Origin of the sequence: Microbacterium sp. T2.11-28 (assembly GCF_950097975.1) — a bacterium.
GTDB lineage: Bacteria > Actinomycetota > Actinomycetes > Actinomycetales > Microbacteriaceae > Microbacterium.
This window is the reverse complement of sequence record NZ_CATNHF010000012.1, coordinates 196,311-217,688: the sequence shown is the minus strand read 5'-3', so window position 1 is coordinate 217,688 and position 21,378 is coordinate 196,311. Positions and strand designations below refer to the sequence as shown.

General features: G+C 71.4%; 22 protein-coding genes. 12 read left to right on the top strand and 10 right to left on the bottom strand.

The window, feature by feature from the left end; genetic code table 11:
- The first annotated feature begins 57 nt into the window (after positions 1-57).
- The 3 genes from QQZ13_RS08105 (at position 58) to sufU (ending at position 4,022) form a co-directional block, all read left to right on the top strand.
- Positions 58-2,112 carry an APC family permease gene (locus QQZ13_RS08105; RefSeq protein WP_284528513.1) on the top strand — a complete coding sequence of 685 codons (2,055 nt, stop codon included), beginning with the start codon at positions 58-60 and terminating at the stop codon, positions 2,110-2,112.
- Positions 2,113-2,319: 207 nt separating this feature from the next.
- Entirely contained in the window at positions 2,320-3,582 is a 1,263-nt protein-coding gene (locus QQZ13_RS08100) for an aminotransferase class V-fold PLP-dependent enzyme (protein ID WP_284528812.1), read from the top strand.
- On the top strand, positions 3,579-4,022 hold the full coding sequence (gene sufU / locus QQZ13_RS08095; RefSeq protein ID WP_284528512.1) for a Fe-S cluster assembly sulfur transfer protein SufU: 444 nt from the start codon (positions 3,579-3,581) through the stop codon (positions 4,020-4,022). Before QQZ13_RS08100 ends, sufU begins: the two co-directional genes overlap by 4 nt.
- A gap of 133 nt (positions 4,023-4,155) precedes the next feature.
- On the opposite strand, the gene QQZ13_RS08090 is transcribed toward sufU, so the two are convergent.
- The 5 genes from QQZ13_RS08090 to QQZ13_RS08070 form a co-directional block, all read right to left on the bottom strand.
- The gene (locus QQZ13_RS08090) at positions 4,156-5,115 is read right to left on the bottom strand and encodes an SRPBCC family protein (protein ID WP_284528511.1); all 960 of its coding nucleotides are present in this window, start codon (positions 5,113-5,115) and stop codon (positions 4,156-4,158) included.
- Between the two features lie 32 nt (positions 5,116-5,147).
- On the bottom strand, positions 5,148-5,507 hold the full coding sequence (locus QQZ13_RS08085; protein ID WP_284528510.1) for a helix-turn-helix transcriptional regulator: 360 nt from the start codon (positions 5,505-5,507) through the stop codon (positions 5,148-5,150).
- 77 nt (positions 5,508-5,584) lie between these two features.
- Positions 5,585-6,652 carry an aldehyde reductase gene (locus tag QQZ13_RS08080; RefSeq protein ID WP_284528509.1) on the bottom strand — a complete coding sequence of 356 codons (1,068 nt, stop codon included), beginning with the start codon at positions 6,650-6,652 and terminating at the stop codon, positions 5,585-5,587.
- Positions 6,649-7,152, bottom strand: a complete 504-nt coding sequence (locus QQZ13_RS08075; protein WP_284528508.1) for a MerR family transcriptional regulator — start codon at positions 7,150-7,152, stop codon at positions 6,649-6,651. Before QQZ13_RS08075 ends, QQZ13_RS08080 begins: the two co-directional genes overlap by 4 nt.
- Before the next feature lie 75 nt (positions 7,153-7,227).
- Complete coding sequence (locus QQZ13_RS08070) at positions 7,228-7,563, bottom strand: TraR/DksA C4-type zinc finger protein (RefSeq protein WP_284528507.1); 336 nt, start codon at positions 7,561-7,563, stop codon at positions 7,228-7,230.
- A gap of 251 nt (positions 7,564-7,814) precedes the next feature.
- Between QQZ13_RS08070 and QQZ13_RS08065 the strand changes: the two genes are divergently transcribed.
- The 5 genes from QQZ13_RS08065 (at position 7,815) to QQZ13_RS08045 (ending at position 12,845) form a co-directional block, all read left to right on the top strand.
- On the top strand, positions 7,815-8,117 hold the full coding sequence (locus QQZ13_RS08065; protein WP_284528506.1) for a hypothetical protein: 303 nt from the start codon (positions 7,815-7,817) through the stop codon (positions 8,115-8,117).
- A gap of 210 nt (positions 8,118-8,327) precedes the next feature.
- Complete coding sequence (gene purL, locus QQZ13_RS08060) at positions 8,328-10,661, top strand: phosphoribosylformylglycinamidine synthase subunit PurL (RefSeq protein ID WP_284528505.1); 2,334 nt, start codon at positions 8,328-8,330, stop codon at positions 10,659-10,661.
- Positions 10,658-10,810 (top strand): hypothetical protein, encoded by a 153-nt coding sequence (locus tag QQZ13_RS08055; protein ID WP_284528504.1) that lies wholly within the window; start codon positions 10,658-10,660, stop codon positions 10,808-10,810. Before purL ends, QQZ13_RS08055 begins: the two co-directional genes overlap by 4 nt.
- A 177-nt stretch (positions 10,811-10,987) precedes the next feature.
- Positions 10,988-12,085, top strand: a complete 1,098-nt coding sequence (locus tag QQZ13_RS08050) for a hypothetical protein (protein ID WP_284528503.1) — start codon at positions 10,988-10,990, stop codon at positions 12,083-12,085.
- A gap of 10 nt (positions 12,086-12,095) precedes the next feature.
- Complete coding sequence (locus tag QQZ13_RS08045) at positions 12,096-12,845, top strand: hypothetical protein (protein ID WP_284528502.1); 750 nt, start codon at positions 12,096-12,098, stop codon at positions 12,843-12,845.
- Between the two features lie 81 nt (positions 12,846-12,926).
- Here the strand turns inward: QQZ13_RS08045 and QQZ13_RS08040 are convergent, their stop codons facing one another.
- The 3 genes from QQZ13_RS08040 to QQZ13_RS08030 form a co-directional block, all read right to left on the bottom strand.
- Complete coding sequence (locus tag QQZ13_RS08040) at positions 12,927-13,814, bottom strand: glycine betaine ABC transporter substrate-binding protein (RefSeq protein WP_284528501.1); 888 nt, start codon at positions 13,812-13,814, stop codon at positions 12,927-12,929.
- 104 nt (positions 13,815-13,918) lie between these two features.
- Positions 13,919-14,833, bottom strand: coding sequence for a proline/glycine betaine ABC transporter permease (locus QQZ13_RS08035; protein ID WP_284528500.1), 915 nt, complete (start codon positions 14,831-14,833; stop codon positions 13,919-13,921).
- A complete protein-coding gene (locus QQZ13_RS08030; RefSeq protein ID WP_284528499.1) occupies positions 14,833-16,149 on the bottom strand; it encodes a glycine betaine/L-proline ABC transporter ATP-binding protein in 1,317 nt (438 codons plus the stop codon). The genes QQZ13_RS08035 and QQZ13_RS08030 overlap by 1 nt, the downstream gene beginning before the upstream one ends.
- A gap of 412 nt (positions 16,150-16,561) precedes the next feature.
- Between QQZ13_RS08030 and QQZ13_RS08025 the strand changes: the two genes are divergently transcribed.
- From QQZ13_RS08025 to QQZ13_RS08015, 3 genes are read left to right on the top strand one after another with little or no spacing between them, the layout of a single operon-like run.
- A complete protein-coding gene (locus QQZ13_RS08025; RefSeq protein ID WP_284528498.1) occupies positions 16,562-16,945 on the top strand; it encodes a GntR family transcriptional regulator in 384 nt (127 codons plus the stop codon).
- Entirely contained in the window at positions 16,942-17,847 is a 906-nt protein-coding gene (locus QQZ13_RS08020) for an ABC transporter ATP-binding protein (RefSeq protein ID WP_284528497.1), read from the top strand. The genes QQZ13_RS08025 and QQZ13_RS08020 overlap by 4 nt, the downstream gene beginning before the upstream one ends.
- Positions 17,847-18,533 (top strand): hypothetical protein, encoded by a 687-nt coding sequence (locus QQZ13_RS08015; RefSeq protein ID WP_284528496.1) that lies wholly within the window; start codon positions 17,847-17,849, stop codon positions 18,531-18,533. Before QQZ13_RS08020 ends, QQZ13_RS08015 begins: the two co-directional genes overlap by 1 nt.
- A gap of 31 nt (positions 18,534-18,564) precedes the next feature.
- Here QQZ13_RS08015 and QQZ13_RS08010 read toward each other — a convergent pair whose 3' ends face one another.
- On the bottom strand, positions 18,565-18,855 hold the full coding sequence (locus QQZ13_RS08010; RefSeq protein WP_284528811.1) for a chorismate mutase: 291 nt from the start codon (positions 18,853-18,855) through the stop codon (positions 18,565-18,567).
- A gap of 94 nt (positions 18,856-18,949) precedes the next feature.
- Between QQZ13_RS08010 and QQZ13_RS08005 the strand changes: the two genes are divergently transcribed.
- A complete protein-coding gene (locus QQZ13_RS08005; protein WP_284528495.1) occupies positions 18,950-20,143 on the top strand; it encodes an AI-2E family transporter in 1,194 nt (397 codons plus the stop codon).
- Between the two features lie 48 nt (positions 20,144-20,191).
- Here QQZ13_RS08005 and QQZ13_RS08000 read toward each other — a convergent pair whose 3' ends face one another.
- Entirely contained in the window at positions 20,192-21,376 is a 1,185-nt protein-coding gene (locus QQZ13_RS08000) for a beta-propeller fold lactonase family protein (protein WP_284528494.1), read from the bottom strand.
- Between the last annotated feature and the right edge of the window lie 2 nt (positions 21,377-21,378).

The window sequence follows — 21,378 nt, the reverse complement described above, 5'->3', positions numbered from 1 at the left end:
CTTGGCGCCTGCGACTGCCCGGCGCTTCCACGTTGCGCGCGCGGGCGCGCAGGCGTAATGTCGCGCGTCGTGACTGACGACAGTCGCGATCCGTCCGACGAGACGACGCCGATCGCGAAACGCATCCTGCTGGGGGATCCGCTCACCAGCGAGCAGCTCGACGACCAAGCCCTGCCCAAGCGCAGGGCTTTGCCGATCTTCGCCTCCGACGCGCTGTCGTCGGTGGCGTACGCGCCGCAGGAGCTCGTGATGATCCTCCTCATCGGCGGCACCGCGTTCCTCGCCTTCACCCCGTGGGTGGCGGCGGCCGTGGTCGCGCTGCTGATCGTCGTCGTGCTCAGCTACCGGCAGCTCATCAAGGCGTATCCGTCGGGCGGCGGCGACTACGAGGTGGCGCGCACGAACCTCGGCGAGAAGGCCGGCGTGGTCGTGGCATCCGCCCTCCTCGTCGACTACATCCTGACCGTCGCCGTGTCGGTCGCCTCGGGCGTCGACAACATCATCTCCGCCGTGCCCGAGCTCGACCCCTGGCGGATCGAGCTCGCGGTGGGCTTCGTGGTCCTCATCATCGTCGTGAACCTGCGCGGCGTGCGGGAGGCGTCGACGGCCTTCGCCGTGCCGACCTACGTGTTCATCGGATCGGTCGGCATCATGATCGTCACCGGCCTCATCCGCTGGCTGCTCGGCGACGCGCCCGTGGCCGAGAGCGCGCAGTACGCCGTCCAGGCCGAGGACCTCAGCCAGGCCGCCGTGCTCCTGCTGATCCTCCGGGCCTTCTCGAGCGGATGCTCGGCGCTCACCGGCGTCGAGGCGGTCTCCAACGGCGTGCCCGCCTTCCGCAAGCCGAAGATCCGCAACGCCCAGCTGACCCTCGTGACGATGGGCTCGATCGCGACGCTCCTGTTCGCCGGCCTCACGGCGCTGGCTCTCATCACGGGCGTCCACTACGCCGAGAACCCGTGCCAGCTGATCGGCTTCGACTGCGCGGGGACCCCGCAGCCCTCCCTCATGGCGCAGGTCGCCTCCGCCACGTTCGGAGCGGGGTCGATCCCCTTCTACGTGATCCAGGCCGCGACCGCCTGCGTGCTGCTGCTGGCCGCCAACACGGCCTTCAACGGCTTCCCGCTGCTGGGCGCCGTGCTCGCGCGCGACGGCTACGCGCCCAAGTCGCTGAACACGCGCGGCGACCGCCTGGTCTTCTCCAACGGGATGCTCATCCTCGGTGCCGCCGCGATCGTGGTGCTCATCGTCTTCCAGGCCCGTCTGACGACGCTCATCCAGCTGTACATCATCGGCGTCTTCGTCTCGTTCTCGCTCGGGCAGATCGGCATGGTCAAGCACTGGCGGCGCGAGCTGCGGCTCGTCCACCCCAAGCACGTCGCCGAGCGGCGCGGCATCGTCACCGGACTGCTCATCAACTCCGTCGGCGCCGCGTTCACGGTCTTCGTCCTCGTCGTCGTCACGGTCACGAAGTTCACCCACGGAGCCTGGCTCGTCTTCCTCGCGATCCCGGTGCTGTCGGTGCTCATGGTCGGCGTGCACCGCTACTACCGCGACGTGGAGCACGAGACGAGCATGGACGATACCGTCAGCTTCGGCGCGAGCGGCGACGTCGCCCTCATCCTCGTGGGCAAGCTGCAGAAGCCCGTCGCGAAGGCCATCGACTACGCCCTCGCCGCGCGCCACGAGAAGACGATCGCCCTGCACGTGTCGGTGACCGCGGAGGAGACCGCCGCCCTCCAGGCCGACTGGGAGGTGCACCGCATGCGCGTGCCGCTCGTGATCATCGAGTCGCCCTACCGCCAGTACGCCGCGCCGGTCGCGCAGTTCATCAAGGCCTACCGCGAGAAGCACGGGTCGACGATGGTGACGGTCTATCTGCCGCAGTACATCGTGGGCCACTGGTGGGAGTCGCTCCTCCACAACCGTCGCGCCAAGCGGATCGCCCAGCAGCTCATGCTCGTCCACGGCGTCTCGATCACCCTGGTGCCGTGGCTGCTCGACTCGTCCGAGCTCGTCTACGGCCGCCGCTCGCGCCCGCTTCCCGGCGACGACCGCGCCGGCCGCATCACCAGCTACGGCCTGGTCGCCCACACCGACGATCCCGTCTGAGCCCTGACCGCGATGTCCCACTTCCGGTGGGGCGTGTCCCAGATTCGGTCGCTGGGGCAGGGGTGAAGCGACCGAAAGTGGGACATCACCCAGTCGGCAGCGAGGATGCATCGGAGGATCATCGCCGGAGCCGGGGAGGATGCCGGGGCGTAGCCTAGAGGGGTGAGTTCCGCGACCGAGACAACGCCCGTGACCGAGGCCCCCGCGATGCTCGACGTCGCCCGCATCCGCGCCGACTTCCCGATCCTCGGCGAGACCGTGAACGGCCGCCCCCTCGTCTACCTCGACTCCGCCGCGACGAGCCAGAAGCCGCGCCAGGTGCTGCAGGCCGAGTACGACTTCCTCACGCACGCCAACGCCGCCGTCCACCGCGGTGCGCACACCCTCGCGGCCGAGGCGACCGACCTGTTCGAGGACGCGCGCGCCACCGTCGCGGGGTTCGTCGGCGCACCGGCCGAACAGCTGGTGTGGACCAGCGGCGCCACGATGGGACTGAACCTCCTGGGCTACGCGATCGGCAACGCGACGGCGGGTCGTGGCGGCGCGGACTCCGCCTCCCTCGCGCTGCGGCCCGGCGACGAGATCGTCACGACGGCGATCGAGCACCATGCAAACCTCATCCCGTGGCAGGAGCTCGCCGCGCGCACCGGCGCGACGCTCCGCCACGTCCCCGCGCGCGCCGACGGCACCCTCGACCTGGATGCCGCCGGCGACCTCATCGGTCCGCGCACCCGCGTCGTCGCCTTCACGCACGTCTCGAACGTGCTCGGCATCGTGAACCCCGTGGCCGAGCTCGTGGCCCTGGCCGCCGAGGTGGGCGCGATCACCGTGATGGACGCGTGCCAGTCGGCGCCGCATCTGCCGCTGGACCTCGCCGCCCTCGGGGTCGACTTCGCCGTCTTCAGCGGCCACAAGATGCTCGGGCCCTACGGGGTCGGCGGCCTGTACGGACGCGCCGAGCGGCTCGAGGCGCTGCCGCCGTTCCTCACCGGCGGCTCGATGATCACCACCGTCACCCTCGATTCCGCCGAGTACCTCCCGCCGCCGCAGCGCTTCGAGGCCGGCACGCAGCCGGTGGGCCCCGCGATCGGGCTCGCCGCGGCCGTCCGCTACCTCGACGAGGTCGGGCTCGACCGGATCCACGCGCACGAGCAGGCGCTGGCGGCGCGGATGCGCGCCGGCCTGATCGAGATCCCCGGCATCCGCCTGCTCGGCGACGCGGATGCCGAGCGCGTCGGCCTGTGGGCTTTCGACGTCGACGGCGTCCACGCCCACGACGCCGGTCAGTTCCTCGATGACCGCGGCATCGCCGTGCGCGTCGGGCACCACTGCGCCGCCCCGCTGCACCGTCAGTACGGCATCACCGCCTCGGTGCGCGCCTCGGTCGCGCTGTACAACACCGCCGACGAGGTCGACGAGCTCGTCGACGCCGTCCGCGGCATCCGTGCCTACTTCGGAGTGGAGTCATGAGCGAGCTCGACACCCTGTACCGCGAGCTGATCCTCGATCACTCCAAGCACCCGCAGCACTTCGGTCTCGCCGAGGCGGAGGGGGCGCACGCGACCTCCCATCAGAAGAACCCGGTGTGCGGCGACGAGATCACGCTGCGCGCCCGCGTCGACACCGACGGCGAGACCATCCGCGACGTCACCTGGGAGGGCTCGGGCTGCTCGATCTCGCAGGCGTCGGCATCGATGCTCTCGGAGCTCGTGGAGGGTCAGACCCGCACCGAGGCCGCCACCCTCATCGAGGGCTTCCGCGAGGCGCTGCGCTCGCGCGGCCAGATCGAGCTCGACGAGGACGTGTACGGCGACGCCGCCGCCCTCACCGGCGTCTCGAAGTTCTCCGCGCGCGTGAAGTGCGCCATGCTCGCCTGGGTCGCGCTCGAAGACGCGCTCGCCCGCGCCTGAGCCGCTGCCAGCGGTGGCCCACCGGGTCACCGCCGGGGCATGTCCCACTTTCGGCTGATTCGGCCCGGGTCAATCAGCCGAATTGGGGACGAGCCCCGCCGAAAGTGGGACAACAACTGCCTGGCCGGGGCCGTCAGACCAGCGCACCCTCGAGGCGGGCGTACGAGGCCTCCATGCCGTCGGTCATGCCGGTGGCGAGGATCATGTCGCGCGTCTCCTTGTCGGGGTACTCGATGAGGAGGGTGAGCAGGGTCGCGCCGTCCTCTTCGTACAGCTGGAGGTCGTTGAGCGTCGACGGCCCCGGCATCCCGATCATCTGCTCGGTCGTCACCGCGCGGCGGGTGGGCTCGCTGAGCACGGTCTCGCCCTCGAAGCCGAACCGCGTGGACTCGTCGTCGCCCTGCTGCCAGACGTAGCGGTAGGTGTCGCCGACCTCGCACTCGACCATCTGCCAGCCGTCCGGGCCGAGCAGCCACTTCTTGAGGAGCTCCGGCTCGTGGTGCGCACGCCAGACGAGGTCGCGGGGCCCGTCGATCAGGCGGGTGATGCGGACGTGCTGGTCGTCGAGGATCTCGGTGCGTGTGCCCTTGCCCTCCGCGTAGTCGCGCAGGTCCTGCAGCACCGCGTCGAGCTGGTCCATCGCCATGCGCGATCCTTCGACGGCGCCCATGGCGACCGTCTGCTCCAGCGCCTCGAGCGAGTCGAAGTAGGTGACGTTGCGCAGGCGCGAGCCGGCATCCGTCTGCTCGAAGGTGAAGACCATCCGCATCGAGGGGAACCCCTCCATGGGCGCGCCGTCCTCGCCGAGGAAGGAGTCGAGCACCTCGAAGGACGACGGGGCGTCGATGCGCAGGAACTCCCAGCCGCCGCGCGACGCCTCGCCGCGGGGACTGGTCATCCGGTAGTCGGCGCGTCCCCCGACGGTGAAGTCGAAGGCAGTGAAGGTCGCCGGCCATCCCGGCGGGCCCCAGAAGCGCTCCAGCTGGCGGGGGTCGGTGAACGCGCGCCAGAGCCGGTCGGCGGGCGCGGCGAAGTCGGCCGTGAGGCTCATCGTGAGCGCCTCGGCGTCGGTGGTGATGTCGGTGACGGGCATGGCGGTTCCTTCTCTGTGTCGGTCCGGTGGGTTCAGCGTTCGGGGTCGGCGAGCAGGGCGTCGAGGCGGTCGATGCGCGACCTCCAGAGGTCCTCGTAGCGGGACAGCAGCGCGCGGGCCCGGGCGATCATGTCCGGATCCGCCCGCACGAGCCGCTCGCGCCCTTCGGCGCGCTTGACGACCAGGTGCGCCGCTTCGAGCACCGCCACGTGCTTCTGGACGGCGGCGAAGGACATGTCGTACGCCGCGGCGAGCGCCGAGACGGACTGCTCCGCCTCGATCGTGCGGCGCAGGATGTCGCGGCGGGTCGCCGCCGCGAGTGCGTGGAACAGGCGGTCGGTCTCATCGTCGGTCAGCTCACTGCGTCCGTGGGAGGTGTCATGTACAACCATTTGGTTGCACGTTAGACCGCGCGGAGCTCCGTGTCAACACCCCCGGGTGCGCCGAGTGCGAACCCGGCGACGACCGGTCATCCCTGCACGAGGCCGAGCCGGATGAGACTGCGCGCGGAGTCCTCGATCGTGTCCTCGACGTCGCGCGGCGACCATCCGAGAACGCGGCGGGCCTTCTCGCTGCTGATGACCGGCGTCCGCCCGAGCTGGCTGACGGACTCCCTGAGGGCGGGATCCGAGGTGGCGCGCTCGCGCACTTCGTCGTCGGTGAGCTCGCGCTCGGGCACCGCCGCGGCGAGGTCGCCGAGTCGGCGTCGAAGGATCTGCCCCACCCCGTAGAAGCTCGACATGCCGCTGACCGCGAGGAAGCGCTCGCCTCCGGCTCGCGGATGGAGCATGGCGCGGATGTGCAGGTCGGCGACATCCCGCACGTCGACGACGCCGAAGATCTGGCGAGGCACCACCGGCATCGCCCCCTCGAGCAGGGCCTTCACGAATCCGAGCGACACCGACAGCTTCGGCCCGAGCGCCGGACCGAAGATCCCGACGGGGTTGACGACGGTGAGCTCCGTGGACCCGCCCCATCCCGCCACCAGGTCCCACGCGGCACGCTCCGCTATCGCCTTCGAGCGGATGTAGGCGGTGTTGTCATCGGTGGGCTCGGTCCAGTCCGCCTCCGTGTAGAGGTCTCGGGGAACCGCTCCGTAGCCCACGGCGGCGAAGGACGAGGTCATCACCACTCGTCGCACGCCCGCGTCGTGCGCCGCGTGCAGGACGCGCAGCGTGCCGTCGCGAGCCGGAACGATGATCTCGTCGTCGTTGTCCACCGTCCCGGCGGGAGGGAAGGGCGACGCGACGTGCAGCACGTGATCCGCTCCTGCCACCGCGTCCCCCCATCCGGCATCCGCGCTGAGGTCGGCCACGGCGAACTCGAGCCCGCTCGCGTCGACGCCCGCCGCGGCCAGCTGCGACGCCACCTCGTCGGAGCGATCGGCGGACCGGACCGTCGTGCGGACACGATAGCCCTGCCGCAGGAGGGCTGCGACGGTGTGGGCGCCCACGTAGCCGGAGCCGCCGGTGACGAGGACGAGCGGCGCCGGTCCACCTTCGCGGCCGGCAGTCGTCGGCGTGGTGTCGGTCGTCATGGTCGTCTCCTGTCGTCGGATGGGCCCACCGGTTCGCGACCCTCGGGATTCAGTCGCTCGGCGATGGCGACGACCTCCGCCGTCGCCCGCCGCTCCGCCTCGGTGTCGTCGCGCACCCGCGCGTCCCACAGGGCCGCTTTGGCGCGCAGGTAGGCCAGCTGCGTCTGCATGCGGTCGATGTCCGCCGCGAGGCGCCCCGCCTGCACGGTGAAGAGCTCGCGCTGCTCGGCCGCCGCCGCATCCCCCCGGCCCATCAGCTCCACGTAGCGCCGCATGTCGTTGATCCGCATCCCTCCCGCGCGGAGACAGGCGAGGGTCTGCAGGGTGGTCAGCACGGCCGCGGGGAAGCGGCGATGGCCGCTCTCCCGGTCGCGGGGGACCGGCGGGATGATCCCGACCTGCTCGTAGTAGCGCAGCGTCGGTTCGCTCAGGCCGGTCCGGCGCGAGGTCTCTTGGATGGAGAGGGTGCCCGCCACCACGGCGGTGCTCATCGACGTCATGCACCCAGCCTGCGGTACTTCATGCGCTTGAAGTCAAGGCGGGGGCTGCCGGCTGGGGCGGCAGTCTCGTGGGCGTCAGACGGCTGCCGCGCAGGCGACGCAGGTCGTCGCCATCGGGCGGACCTCGAGCCGCGCCGCCGGGATCGGCCGGCCGCAGACGGCGCAGATGCCGTACGTGCCGGCTTCCACCCGGTCGAGTGCGGCGAGCACCTCGGCGCGCTCATCGAGCCGGGCCCGGCGGAGGGCGTCGACCCGCTGCCATTCGCCCGACAGCGTCGACCCCTCGGGGTCGTGCTCGTCGTCGGCCGTCGCGTCGGCGCGGTCGTGACGCAGCGACGCGTCGTCGGCGTCCAGTCGCGCCAGCGCCGTATCGAGTTCGCGCAATCGCGCCTCGAGGATCGCCCGGGTCATGGGCCGAGGCTACGCCCGTTTCGCCGCCGTTTCTCCGCCCCCGCCCCCGCGGCCCCTCTCCCCGCCGCCGAGCCGACACGGTGCGCGCGCGCCGCCTGGATGCGGTCGTGTGGATTCGGGTCGGCTCGGCGGGACCGTGTCGGCTCGGCGCGCGGTGTCAACCCCGTACCGCGGCGGATGCCGGGGAGTGACACTGACGGCACGAGTCCACATCGGCGCGGGGTCCTGCGCCGTCGAGAGAGGGATGCGCCATGACCGAATCGACACCCGACGCGACCGAGTCCACACCCGACACGACCGAGTCCACACCCGACGCGACCGAGTCGACACCCGACGCGACCGAGTCCACGTCCGACGCGGACGGCACCGCCGACGCCGCGATCGACGAGGCTCCCGCCGCCGACAGCGGAACGGAGGCCGAGGTGCCCTCGACCGCCGAGCTCGAGGAGCCCAGCACCGAGAAGGCGCCGGGCGAGGAGCCGAAGGCACCCGCGCACGACGACTCCGAGCCCAGCCATCAGGCGACCGGCATCGGCGTCATCGACGAGGCCTGAGCCCCGGCCCCCCACCGCAGCCGCCGAGCCGACACGCGCCGTGCGAGCCGACACGGTATGAACCGCACGCAGCGTGTCGGCTCGGTAGAAGCGTGTCGGCTCGGCGGATGAGCATGAGCATGAGCAGCGGAGGGCGGCGGCGGCGCGGTGCCGCGAACTAGACTGGAGGCCGATCCCCCGCCGGCATCCCGAGTCTTGGAGCCCAGCCGCGTGAGCACCCCTGCCCCCTCTGCCGTTGCCGACACCGTCGAGAACGCCGCCGCCACTCCCGAGCGCGAGCAGCCGTACGCCGCACTGGGCCTCAAGCCGGACGAGTACGACCGCATCCGCGAGATCCTCGGCCGCCGCCCCACCAGCGGCGAGCTGGCGATGTACTCGGTGATGTGGAGCGAGCACTGCTCCTACAAGTCGTCCAAGATCTACCTGCGCCGCTTCGGACAGAAGGTCAGCAACCAGATGCGCGAGCGCCTGATGGTCGGCATGGGGCAGAACGCGGGCGTCGTCGACGTGGGCGAGGGATGGGCGGTGACCTTCAAGGTCGAGTCGCACAACCACCCGAGCTACATCGAGCCCTTCCAGGGTGCCGCCACGGGTGTCGGCGGCATCGTCCGCGACATCATCTCGATGGGCGCCCGCCCCGTGGCGGTCATGGATCAGCTGCGCTTCGGCGCCATCGACCACCCCGACACGGCGCGCGTCGTGCACGGCGTCGTCAGCGGCATCTCGTTCTACGGCAACTGCCTCGGACTGCCCAACATCGGCGGCGAGACCGTGTTCGACTCGGTCTACCAGGGCAACCCGCTCGTCAACGCGCTCGCGGTGGGCGTGCTGCGCCACGAGGACCTCAAGCTCGCGAACGCCTCGGGCGCCGGCAACAAGGTCGTGCTGTTCGGTGCGCGCACCGGCGGCGACGGCATCGGCGGCGCGTCGATCCTCGCCTCCGACACGTTCGCCGACGGCGGCCCGACCAAGCGTCCGGCCGTGCAGGTCGGCGACCCGTTCGCCGAGAAGGTGCTCATCGAGTGCTGCCTGGAGCTGTACCGGGATGAGCTGGTCGAGGCGATCCAGGACCTGGGCGCCGCCGGCATCTCGTGCGCGACGAGCGAGCTGGCCGCCAACGGCGGCAGCGGGATGCGCGTCGACCTCGAGAACGTGCTGCTGCGCGACCCGTCGCTCACGCCCGAGGAGATCCTCATGAGCGAGAGCCAGGAGCGCATGATGGCGATCGTCGCGCCCGAGAAGCTCGACGCGTTCCTCGCCGTGGTCGACAAGTGGCAGGTCGAGACGAGCGTGCTCGGCGAGGTCACCGGCGACGGACGCCTGCAGATCTTCTGGCACGGCGAGCAGATCGTCGACGTCGACCCCTCGACCGTCGCCGTCGACGGCCCGGTCTACGAGCGCCCCGTCGCCTATCCGACGTGGATCGACGCGCTGCGCGACGACTCGGCATCCGCCCTGCCCCGCACCGACGACCCCGAGACGCTGCGCACGCAATTCCTGCAGCTGCTGTCGAGCCCGAACCTGGCCGACACCTCGTGGATCACCAACCAGTACGACTACTACGTCATGGGGAACACGGCCCTGAGCTTCCCCGACGACGCCGGCATGATCCGCGTCGACGAGGAGTCGGGCCTGGGCTTCGCGATCGCCACCGACTGCAACGGCCGCTACTGCCAGCTCGACCCGTACGCTGGCGCGCAGCTCGCCCTCGCCGAGGCGTACCGCAACGTCGCCGTCACCGGCGCGGTGCCCACCGCCGTCACCGACTGCCTCAACTTCGGCAGCCCCGAGAACCCCGAGGTCATGTGGCAGTTCGGGCAGGCCGTCGATGGCCTCGCCGACGCGTGCTTCGAGCTCGGCGTGCCGGTCACCGGCGGCAACGTGAGCTTCTACAACCAGACCGGCGACCAGCCGATCTTCCCGACCCCGGTGGTCGGCGTGCTGGGCATCATCGACGATGTCGCCCGCCGCATCCCGTCGGGCTGGCAGGACGCCGGCGAGAACATCTACCTCCTCGGCGTGACCGCCACCGAGCTCAGCGGCTCCGCATGGGCCGGCACGGTCCACGACCACCTCGGCGGACGCCCGCCGGCGGTCGACCTCGCCCAGGAGAAGAAGCTCGCCGAGCTGATCCACGCGGCATCGCAGCAGGAGCTCGTCTCCAGCGCGCACGACCTGTCGGCAGGCGGTCTCGGCCAGGCGCTCGCCGAGGGCGTCCTGCGCTTCGGCGTCGGCGCCCGCGTGTGGCTGCGCGAGATCATGGAGCGCGACGGCGTGGATGCCGCGACCGCGCTGTTCAGCGAGTCCACGGGCCGCGTCATCGTCTCGGTGCCCCGCGAGGAGGACGTCAAGTTCCGCGGCCTCTGCGAGGGCCGCGGCTACCCCGTGCTCCGCATCGGCGTGACCGACCCGGCCGCCGACGGCGACGAGCCCGCGCTCGAGGTGCAGGACGTGTTCACGATCCCGCTGTCGCAGCTGCGCGAGACGTCGCGCGGCACGCTGCCTGCGGTCTTCGGCGATGTCATCCAGGAGGTGGGCGCATGAGCCTGTCGAAGTCGTCTCCCGAACCCGACGAGTACGCCGGCATGAACGAGGCGCGCACGCGCCGCACCCGCATCGTCGCGTGGATCGCGATCGTGTCGCTGATCCTCGTCGGCGGCGGCGCCACCGTCCTGGCCCTGCTCTTCGGCTGAGCCCCCGCCCCGTCCCCGCCGGTTCGCACGCACCGGACGCATGTCCCCTCATCGGCGGCACGTGTCCCATTTCCGGTCGTTCCTCGCCCACGCGACCGACCGGAAATGGGACACGGCGCCGCGGAGACGACCCGAGACGCCCGGTGGGGATTCAGCCATGCTGGTTAGCATGAGGACATGGACCCGCTCGTCTGGACGACGATCGCCGAGTTCTGGTGGTTGGGGCCGGCCGTGATCGGAACCGGCACCGCCGGCTGGCTCGGATGGCTGGGGCTTCGGCACCAGCGTTCCGAGCGCGCCCGGCGCCTCGCGCACGAGGCCGCCAAGCACGAGCTGCGCATCGCCCGGCAGCGCTCCGTCGCCGCCCGCGGCGCCGCCCGGGTGGCCCGCGCCGACCTCGCGCGGGTGCAGGCCGAGCGGACCGCGTCGCACGCAACCGCCGCCGATGTGGCCGCAGCGCGGCTCGAGCTGCAGTCCGCCCAGCGCGAGGCCCGCGCAGCCACGGCGGCCGTGCGGGCGGGACGCGCGCGGATGACCGCTGCACGCGCCGCACTCTCCCATGCGGCCCGCGGGGCCTCGGCGACCGAGGAGCTGCCGCTGGCCCGCCTCACCGCCGCCCACGACGCGGTGACCGCACGGTGGATGGAGTACGAGACCGATGCCGCACGGGTGCTCGCCTTCCCGGCGATGAGCGACGGCCGGCAGCCGCTGACCGCCGCGTATCTGACGGTGCGCGCGGAGGCCTCGAGCCTGCGGCCGACGCCGACGCAGGTCGCTCGATCGCAGGTGGCGGCGGCGCAGTTCGCGGCGTACCGGGATGCGGTGCAGCGGCTGGAGCGGGCGTTCGACGCCGCCGAGAAGGAGGCGTGGCGCCAGGCGCGCGCGGCGGGCACCGCCCCGGCCGGCGCATCGGCACCGCCGCGCAGCACGACGGGCGACGCGCCCGCCGAACCGGGATCAGCACCCTGGTCGGTGCTCGCCCAGACGGCGGTCGCCCGTTCGACCGAGGCGCTCACCCGGGCCGCGGAGGCGGCGGCATCCGCCCTGGATGCGCGGCTGTCGTCCGCGGACGGTCGTCGGCCGTCGCCCTCCCCGCAGGCAGCTCCCCGGCCGCCGGCGCACGACCAGGACCGCGGCCCCACCGATTCCGAGGCCGCGGGCGATCCCGAGTCCGCGGGCGAACCCCGGCGGCGTCCGGGGTCCACCTCCGGCCCCGAGCCGGTCTGGCCCGTTCCGGCGCGCTCGCGGACGCGTCCCCCGACGACGGAAGGGTAGGGTCGGGCGAGTGGATCAGATCCTCACCTTCCTCGGCCACTACTGGTGGCTGGCCTTCCCGCTGATGGGCGTGGCCGGCGCCGCCGTGAAGCGCTGGGACTACCTCGCCACCCGCCGGCACAACCGGCGGCTGGAGCTGCTGCGGGTCAAGGGCGAGCTGAAGGCCGTGCAGGCCGGCCACAAGGCGGTCGCCCACTCCTCGGAACCGCAGCCGATCACGCGCCCGTCGCCGCTGCCGGACCAGCTGCAGAAGCTGTTCGAGACGCACGACGACGTCACCGCGCGCTGGCTCGAGTACGAGCTCGATGTCGCCAAGCTCATCGACTATCCCGCCATGAGCGATGGTCGCCAGCCGCTCACGGCCGCGTTCCTGAAGGCGAAGAAGGTCGCCGACCGCGCGCGTCCCGCCTCGGCGTCCGCCAAGGTGACGCCCGAGCAGGTCGCCGAGTACCGCGCCGCCGTGACCGACTACGAGGTGGCGTTCGAGCTCGCCGAGCGTGACGCCCGCCGCCAGAGCACAAGCGGTCTCAGCGAGGCCGAGCGCAAGCGCCTCGCGACGGCGAAGCAGCTGCTGTCGGTCGCCGTCGACGAAGCGGCGACACCCGCCGAGCGGCAGAGCGCGTACAAGCGCGCCCGCCGGGAGCTCGACGGCCTCATCTCCCTCTCGGACGAGGCCATCGTCGTGCTCGAGAAGAAGGTCGCCCTCGAACTCCCCGCCTCCGAGGTCCCGGCTGCCGAGGCCCCGCGAGCCGACACGTAAACGCCGAACCGACACGCTCCGCGACGTGCGGGACGTGTCGGCTCGGGCGGAGCGTGTCGGTTCGGCGAAGAGGGACGCGGCTCACGCGGTGAGCGAGTCCACCCACTCCTGGTTCTCGGTCATCCACTGGCGCACGATGTCGGTGTAGTCGGTGACGTCCTCGCCGGTGTTGTACATGACGTTCTCGAGCGAGAACAGCACCTCGGAGTCCATGCGGAACTCCGCGAGCCACTCGTTCACCTCGGGGTGATCGGTCTCGAACCCGGTGCGGGTGAAGGTGTGGATCGACTCCGCGTCGCCGAGGGTGCCCTCGGGGTCGGCGAGGTCCTTGATGTCGTACGCGTCGTAGGCCCAGTGCGGACGCCACAGCGTCACCGCGACGTTCTCGCCGGCGGCGAGCTTGCTGTCGAGCTCGGCGAGCATGGCGGGCGTCGACGAGGTGACGAAGTCCATGCCGTCGAGGCCGTAGGTCGGGATGACCTCGTCCTGCGTGGCGGCGGTGAGGCCGGCGCCCGGCTCGATGCCGATGAGGCGGTTGTCGAACTGGTCGGCCGCGGCGGCGAGGTCGCTCAGCGACTCGACGGGGGCGTCCGCGTTCACGGCGACCGTGAGCTTGGCGTCGTCGTTCCACGAGCCGAGGTCGACGATGTCGTCGCCGAACTGCTCGAAGTAGGCGGCGTGGGTCATCGGCAGCCAGCCGTCGAGCGCCACGTCGTAGTCGCCGCCCGCGACGCCCTGGAACACCGGCCCGGCGTCCGCGTACTCGAGGTCGACGTCGTAGCCCTCGTCCTCCAGGATCAGCTTCCACAGGTACGAGACGGCCTCGCCCTCGGGCCAGCCGTTGAAGACGCCGATCGTGATCTCCTTCGAGGCCGCTGCGTCGTCGCCGGTCGAACCGGCGCAGCCGGTCAGGGCGAGGGCGGCGGCGGATCCGAGCGCAAGGGTGCTCAGGAGGTGTCGCTTGTTCATGTTCTTCCTTTCCTCCCGTGTGCTGTGTCACGGGTGTGGGGAGGCCCGCAGGAATGCCACGGGCCGCCGGCGCGACGGACGGACGCGCCGGTGTTCCGGGGGACTCAGGCGGTGGCGGGGACGACCGCGTCGGAGGGGGCGTCGCTCGCCGCGCGCGCCGTGGCGGCGGGGCGCCGGGAGGGGCGCCGCGATCCGAGGGCGCCGGTGAGGCGGTCGAGGATCATCGCGATCATGACGACCGCCAGACCCGCCTCGAAGCCGAGGGGGACGTTGACGGAGCTGAGCGCCTGCACGATGGGCCGCCCGAGGCCGGGCGCGCCGACCATCGAGGCGATGACCGACATCGACAGCGAGAGCATGATGATCTGGTTGATCCCCGCCATGATCGACGGCAGTGCCAGCGGCAGCTGGATCTGGCGCAGCACGCGGCCAGGCGTCGCGCCGAACGCCTGCCCGGCCTCGACGACCTCGGGGTCGACGCCGCGGATGCCGAGCTCGGTCAGCCGCACTCCGGGGGCGATCGCGAACATGATCGTCGCGACGATGCCGGGCACCACGCCGACGCTGAAGAGGAAGATCGCCGGCAGCAGGTAGACGAAGGCGGGCATCGTCTGCAGGAAGTCCAGCACGGGCCGGACCACGTGGGAGACCGTCTGCGAGCGAGCGGCCCAGATCCCGAGCGGGATCGCGATCGCCGTCGCGATCAGCACGGCGACGATGGTGAGCGCGAGCGTCAGCATCGCGTTCTCCCACTGGTCAACGGCCAGGATCACGACGAAGCCGAGCACGGTGCCGACGGCGAGCCGCCAGCCCTTCACCAGCCAGGCGGCGGCGGCGAAGACGACGATGACGGCCCAGAACGGGGGTGTCGTGAACACCCAGGCCGCGACGTCGTAGATCGACGTGAAGACCGTCGCGATCGCGTCGAACAGACCGCCGAGGTACTCCTTGAGGAAGTCGATGAGACTGCGCACCCACTGGCCGAGCGGGATGCGGATGAGCTGCTCGAACTGCTCCATCAGCGGGCACCCCCGTCCATCGCGGGCTCCGCCGGCGGAGCAGCGGCGGCCGCATCGACCAGCGTGGTGAACTCGGCGACCATGTCGATCGGCGTCTGGATGATCGGCATCTCCCGCGTGATCGCCGGCACGTTGCCGAGCGCGGCGAGGAGCGTGACCCGCGGGATCACCCCGAGCAGGCGGCGCTCGGCATCGACGACGGCCAGCGGCACGGTGGCCTCGACCGCCGTCTCGACGATGTCGGTCAGCAGGTCGTCGGGTCCGACCGTGGGCACCGATGCGTCGACGATCTCGCGGAGGTCCGTCTGCCCCGCCTTCACGGCGCGGATGACGGCGCGGTCGGTGACGACGCCGACCAGCCGGCGGTTCTCTGTCGCGAACACGGCACCGGCCTGCTGGGAGCGGAGCGTCCGCAGCGCGCCGCGCACCCCGGCGGTGAGCGGCGTGGTGAGGTGCGGCGGCTCCATCACGGAGCCGGCGGTTAGCACGCGGGCGCGATCCACGTCCTGCACGAACTGCGCGACGTAGTCGTTGGCCGGGTCGGTGAGGATCTCCTCGGGCGTGCCGTTCTGCACGATGCGGCCGTCGCGCATGACCGCGATCCGGTCGCCGAGGAACATCGCCTCGTTGAGGTCGTGCGTGATGAAGACGATCGTGCGGCCCAGCTCGCGCTGCAGCTCGACGAGCTGCTCCTGCATCTCGCGGCGGATCAGCGGGTCCAGCGCCGAGAAGGCCTCGTCCATCAGCAGGATGTCGGTGCCGGCGGTGAGGGCCCGGGCGATCCCGACCCGCTGCCGCATGCCGCCCGACAGCTCGTCGGGCATGGCGTCGGCACGGTCGCCGAGGCCGACGCGATCGAGGATCTCCTGCGCACGGCGGCGGCGCTCGGCGCGGCCGACGCCCTGGATCTCCAGCGCATACGCGGCGTTGTCGAGCACCGTGAGGTGGGGAAGGAGCGCGAAGTGCTGGAAGACCATCGACACCGACGAGCGGCGGATGTCGCGCAGCTCGGACGGCGAGGCGGCGGTGACGCTGCGTCCGCCCACGAGGACCTCGCCCGCCGTGGGCGCGAGCAGTCCGTTCAGCATGCGGATGATGGTGGACTTGCCGGAGCCCGACAGGCCCATGATGACGAAGATCTCACCGGGGTTCACGGTGAAGCCGGCGTCGATCACCGCGGCGGTGCCGACGTCGGCGATCTCGGAGCGGGACTGGCCGGCGCGTAGCCGGCGGACGCCTTCTCGGGGGTTGCGGCCGAAGACCTTGAAAAGGCCCTTCGCCTCCAATGCGGGGGTGGGTGCGATCACGTGCTTCACCTCGGCGGTCGCGCACGCGCGACAGCATCGGTTACGCCCGGGTGACGGTCACCGGCGCGACCCGCCGCGCGTCTCATCATCGGACGCGGGGGACGTCGCGCTCCGGCGACGCACATCGGGTCCGTCGCCCAGACCGCCGACCGTACGCCCGCTCGTGCGGCGTCGGAGACGCTCGGCTCGAGCAGCCGCGGACTGGTCGTCGGGGCCTCTCGGCCCTCTTTCCAACGTAACGAGCCCGAGAGCAACCCGCAAACCGAGGATGTCCCACTCTCCGCGCGTCGTGTCCCACATCCGGTCGGATTCGAGGTCCGGAATCAGCCGGAAGTGGGACATGGCCGAGGAGGGGTTGACATCCAGCCTCTGCCGTTGCATGGTTAGTTAGTCAAGTAAGTAACCAAGGAGGCAGGGCCGGATGATCGACGAAGGACGCGCGCTCTTCCTGCAGATCGCGGAGAGCGTGGAGGACTCGATCCTCGACGGATCGCTCGCGGAGGACGCGCAGGCGCCCTCGACGAACGAGCTCGCGGCCTTCTACCGCATCAATCCCGCCACGGCCGCGAAGGGAATCGCGATGCTCACCGACAAGGGCGTGCTGCACAAGCGCCGCGGGATCGGCATGTTCGTCTCGCCCGGCGCGCGCGAGCTGCTGCTGGGCGAGCGGCGCGCGGCGTTCGCCGACCGCTACCTCGATCCGCTCCTGGCAGAGGCCCGCACCCTCGGCCTCGGCCCCGACGACGTCGCGCGACTCCTGGCCGAGCGCGCGGCCCGCACCACGACGGAAGGAACCGCACGATGACCACCGTGATCGAGGTGAAGAACCTCACCAAGCGCTACCGCGACACGGTCGCCGCCGATGACGTGAGCTTCTCCATCGAGAAGGACACGATCTACGGCCTCCTCGGCCGCAACGGCGCCGGCAAGACGACCGTCATGTCGATCCTCACGGCGCAGAACTTCGCGACGAGCGGCGAGGTGCGCATCTTCGGGGAGCACCCGTACGAGAACGCGCGGGTCCTCAGCCGCATGTGCTTCGTCCGCGAGAGCCAGAAGTACCCCGATGACGCCACCGCGACCCACGCGCTGCGCATGGCGCGTCTCTTCTTCCCCCGGTGGAACCAGGAGCTCGCCGATCGGCTGGTGGCCGAGTTCCAGCTCCCGATGAAGAAGACGATCAAGAAGCTCTCGCGCGGTCAGCTGAGCGCCGTCGGCGTCATCATCGGCCTGGCGTCCCGGGCCGAGATCACCTTCTTCGACGAGCCGTATCTGGGCCTCGACGCGGTGGCTCGTCAGCTGTTCTACGACCGCCTGCTCGAGGACTATGCGGAGCATCCCCGCACGATCATCCTGTCGAGTCACCTGATCGACGAGGTCTCGAACCTCCTCGAGCGCGTGATCGTCATCGACAAGGGCCGGATCCTCATGGACGAGGAGACCGACGCCGTCCGCGGCCGCGCCGCCAACATCGTCGGCGACACCGCACGGGTGGAGTCGTTCGTCGCCGGTCGCGAGGTGATCCATCGAGAGAGCCTCGGCCGGGTGACGTCGGTGACCGTCCTCGGCGAGCTGACCGACGCCGATCGCGCCCGCGTCGCCGCCGAAGGGCTCGACATCGCGCCCGTCTCGCTGCAGCAGCTCATCGTCCGCACCACCCAGCACGCCGACACCGCGCAGCCCGCGGCAGCGGAAGGAGTCCTGTGATGAACCGCACCTGGAACGTCGTACGTCTGCAGCTGATCAACAAGCAGACCTACGTGTGGGTGCCGCTGATCGTGCTCGCGGGTTCGTTCGTCCTCACGCTGCTGATCTGGTCGATGGTGCCGTTCGGGGGCCAGAAGTACAGCGGCGGCGCGCAGGCCGTGTACTGGTACTTCGGCGTCGTGGGCGTGCAGGCGCTGACGCTGACCTTCCCGTTCTCGCAGGCGATGAGCGTCACGCGCCGGGAGTACTTCTTCGGCACCACGCTCACCGCGATCCTCACCTCGGCACTGCTGGCGTCGATCTATGTGGGGGGCGCCTTCGTCGAGCGCGCCACCGGCGGCTGGGGCATGGAGGGCTACTTCTTCTCGATCGGCTGGATCTGGGATGCGGGACCGGCCGCGGCATGGCTGCTGTACTTCGCCGTCCCGATGCTGTTCTTCATGATCGGGTTCGGCTCCGCGACCTTCTACAAGCGCTTCGGCAGCGTCGGGCTCACGGTGCTGCTCGTCGGCATCGGCCTGTCGCTGGTGGGAGTGGGGTGGCTGATCGGACGCGCGGACGGCTGGCCGGCGGTCGGGGCATGGATCGCCACCCAGGGGACGGCGGGCATCGCCGCGTGGACGCTGGTGGTCGCCGTCGTCGTCGGTGCGCTGTCGTTCGCGCCGCTCCGCCGGGCGACACCCTGACCGACCGGGACGCCGACCGCGGCCGGGCGCGTCAGTCGCGTCCGGCCGCCGCCGTGTGATGGCGGATGACCTCGGCGACGACGAAGTTGAACCACTTCTCGGCGAACTCGGGATCGAGGTCGGCGTCGATGGCCAGGCGTCGCAGGCGCGCGATCTGCTGCTCCTCGCGGGCGGGATCGGAGGCCGGCATCCCGTGCTCGGCCTTGAGCACGCCGACCTGCTTCGTGCAGCGGAACCGCTCCGCGAGCAGGAAGATGAGCGCGGCGTCGACGTTGTCGATGCTGGCGCGCAGGCTCTGCAGGCGAGCGGCGGCCTGGGTCATGTCGTCGGTCATGGTTCCTCCCCGCCCGACCCTACCGCCACGCGCCGCGCAGGAGCCGATGCACCCGGCGGGGAGCCGCCCCTAGAGTGTGACCATGACCGAAGCTCCCCGGGATCCGGGCCGTGTCCCGCGCCGCGCCGCGCGCCGCCGGGCGAAGGCGGCCGATGCTCCCGCCCCCCGCGCCTCGGCCGTGACTCCCGCCGACCCGTCCCTCTCGCCGGCCGAGCCGATCCGCTCTGTGGGCGCGATCCTGCAGCGGCCCTTCGCGGTCGGCTTCCTGCTGGTGCTCGGGGGCCTGCTCGCCGTCGGCCTCTCGTCGGCCTTCGCCGACCTGGCGACCATCTGGATCTACATCGCGTTCGCGCTGTTCGCCGCGCTCGGGCTCGATCCGATCGTGCGGCGGCTGGAGCAGCGGGGCATCGGTCGCACGTGGGGCATCGTCATCGTCTACTTCGTGTTCGCCCTCGTGATGGTGGGTGTGCTGTGGCTCATCATCCCCACCGTGGTCGGGCAGATCGCGCAGTTCATCCGCGACCTGCCCTCGACGGTCGCCGGGTTCCAGCGCACGGAGTTCTATCTGTGGGCACGCGATCAGTTCGGCGACCAGGTGCCGGCGCTGCTCAGCGAGATCCAGCGCTTCCTGAGCGACCCTTCCCACATCGCCGCGATCGGCGGGGGTGTCCTGCAGGTCGGCATCTCGATCGGCACCACCATCTCGGGGATCATCATCATCATCGTGCTGAGCCTGTACTTCCTGGCGTCGCTGCCCGAGATGAAGCGCGCGCTGAACCGCCTGGTGCCGGCGCGCAACCGTGCGCTGACCGCCGAGCTCACCGAGGAGATCACGGCCTCGGTCGGCGGCTACCTCGGCGGCATGGTCATCCTGGCGCTGCTGAACTCGATCACGACGTTCATCCTCTACTCGGTGCTCGGGCTGCCCTTCCCGCTGCTGCTGGCGGTGGTCGCGTTCTGCATCACGATCATCCCTCTCGTGGGAACGGTGCTGTTCTGGGGCATCGGCTCGGTGGTGGCGCTGTTCACCAGTCCGCTGTCGGCCCTGGTGTTCGCGGGCGTGTACCTCGTCTACATGCAGCTCGAGGCATACGTGGCCACGCCGCGCGTGATGAACAAGACCATCTCGGTGCCGGGCTCGCTCGTCGTGATCGGCGCACTCGTCGGCGGTACCCTCATGGGCCTGCTCGGCGCCCTCATCGCGATCCCGGTCACGGCGTCCATCCTCCTGATCATCAAGAAGGTGTGGATCCCGCGCCAGGACGCGAAGATCTAGCCGCCGGCGGCGCACCGCTCCCACGGGTCGGCGACGCGTCGGGCCCGCTCAGGCGCGATCGGGCAGCAGGCAGCTCGGCGACGGGGTGGCGACCCGGTGACGGACGCGGCCGGGCACTCCGGTCCGCTCGTCGAGTCCGAGCGAGGCCACCTCGTCGGAGCGCTGACCGGCCACGAGCAGGGTGTCGCGGGCGATGACGTGGTGGCGCGGCCAGGTGACCCCCGCCTCCACGAGCGCGACCGGCGACAGCTCGGCACCGGCCCCGCGCACCCGCAGGGTGGCGATCGTGTCGGATCCCCGGAGCCCGACGTAGACGAATCCGGCGTCGCGCGACAGGGCGATCTCGGCGGCGAAGTCGGCGCCCGGGACGGCCGCCGCTGTCAGGGGCGTGCCGCCGACGACGCGCCAGCCGTGCCCGTCGCGGGGCGGCGAGAGCACGAACACCTCGTGGGACAGCTCGGTGACGACGTACAGATGGCCGCTGGGGTGCCACACGGTGTGACGCGGCCCGGAGCCGAACGGCAGCACGATCCGGTCGACCTCGCGGAGCCCGTCGCCGGCGGCGTGCCAGAAGCGCACCTGGTCGAGGCCCATGTCGGTGGTGACCAGGGTCCGCGCGCCGACGAAGCGCCCCTGGTGCGCCCGCGACACCCGCTCCTCGGCCCCACGTCGATCCCCGGCCCCATGTCGATCCCCGACCCCGCGTCGATCCTCGGGGCCATGTCGATCCCCGACCCCGCCGAAGCCCTCGAGCCCGTCGACGCCCTCGAGCCCGTCGAAGGGTCCCTGCCGGAACATGCCGTCCTCGGCATCCAGGTCCTCGCGCGGCTCGGCGACCCGCGCCGACACCGGGGCGCCCTCGGCGTCCAACGCCATCCGCACCACCCGTCCGTCTCCCCAGCACGAGGCGACCAGCCACGCGCCCGACGGGTCCACCGCGACGTGGCAGACCAGCGGGCCCGCTTCGACCGGTCGCCCGAGCGGGGCGAAGGATGCGGGTCCGGTGCGGCGGAACGCCTGCACCGTGCCGTCGCCCTCGCGGGCGGCGTAGATCACGTCCAGCGTCGGATGCCACGCCAGCCACGACGGCGAGCCCCCGATGCGGACGGCGTCGGCGCGCACCGACAGCTGCCCGCCGGCGAGCGGTCCGTCCGGGTCGCCCGCGTCGAGCACCCCGATGCCCGCGGCCGCGCCGTCGCCGTCGTCCGTGTACGCGCCCAGAAAGAAGCGCACGC

Bases quoted from the DNA above. Each gene is read 5' to 3' on its own strand.
- QQZ13_RS08055 (WP_284528504.1), top strand. From the start codon at position 10,658: ATGAGCCTGTCGAAGTCGTCTCCCGAACCCGACGAGTACGCCGGCATG.
- QQZ13_RS08015 (WP_284528496.1), top strand. From the start codon at position 17,847: ATGAACCGCACCTGGAACGTCGTACGTCTGCAGCTGATCAACAAGCAG.
- QQZ13_RS08005 (WP_284528495.1), top strand. From the start codon at position 18,950: ATGACCGAAGCTCCCCGGGATCCGGGCCGTGTCCCGCGCCGCGCCGCG.
- QQZ13_RS08025 (WP_284528498.1), top strand. From the start codon at position 16,562: ATGATCGACGAAGGACGCGCGCTCTTCCTGCAGATCGCGGAGAGCGTG.
- QQZ13_RS08065 (WP_284528506.1), top strand. From the start codon at position 7,815: ATGACCGAATCGACACCCGACGCGACCGAGTCCACACCCGACACGACC.
- QQZ13_RS08050 (WP_284528503.1), top strand. From the start codon at position 10,988: ATGGACCCGCTCGTCTGGACGACGATCGCCGAGTTCTGGTGGTTGGGG.
- QQZ13_RS08085 (WP_284528510.1), bottom strand. From the start codon at position 5,507: ATGGTTGTACATGACACCTCCCACGGACGCAGTGAGCTGACCGACGAT.
- QQZ13_RS08105 (WP_284528513.1), top strand. From the start codon at position 58: ATGTCGCGCGTCGTGACTGACGACAGTCGCGATCCGTCCGACGAGACG.
- QQZ13_RS08010 (WP_284528811.1), bottom strand. From the start codon at position 18,855: ATGACCCAGGCCGCCGCTCGCCTGCAGAGCCTGCGCGCCAGCATCGAC.
- QQZ13_RS08075 (WP_284528508.1), bottom strand. From the start codon at position 7,152: ATGACGTCGATGAGCACCGCCGTGGTGGCGGGCACCCTCTCCATCCAA.
- QQZ13_RS08020 (WP_284528497.1), top strand. From the start codon at position 16,942: ATGACCACCGTGATCGAGGTGAAGAACCTCACCAAGCGCTACCGCGAC.
- QQZ13_RS08100 (WP_284528812.1), top strand. From the start codon at position 2,320: ATGCTCGACGTCGCCCGCATCCGCGCCGACTTCCCGATCCTCGGCGAG.
- sufU (WP_284528512.1), top strand. From the start codon at position 3,579: ATGAGCGAGCTCGACACCCTGTACCGCGAGCTGATCCTCGATCACTCC.
- QQZ13_RS08040 (WP_284528501.1), bottom strand. From the start codon at position 13,814: ATGAACAAGCGACACCTCCTGAGCACCCTTGCGCTCGGATCCGCCGCC.
- QQZ13_RS08090 (WP_284528511.1), bottom strand. From the start codon at position 5,115: ATGCCCGTCACCGACATCACCACCGACGCCGAGGCGCTCACGATGAGC.
- QQZ13_RS08080 (WP_284528509.1), bottom strand. From the start codon at position 6,652: ATGACGACCGACACCACGCCGACGACTGCCGGCCGCGAAGGTGGACCG.
- QQZ13_RS08070 (WP_284528507.1), bottom strand. From the start codon at position 7,563: ATGACCCGGGCGATCCTCGAGGCGCGATTGCGCGAACTCGATACGGCG.
- QQZ13_RS08035 (WP_284528500.1), bottom strand. From the start codon at position 14,833: ATGGAGCAGTTCGAGCAGCTCATCCGCATCCCGCTCGGCCAGTGGGTG.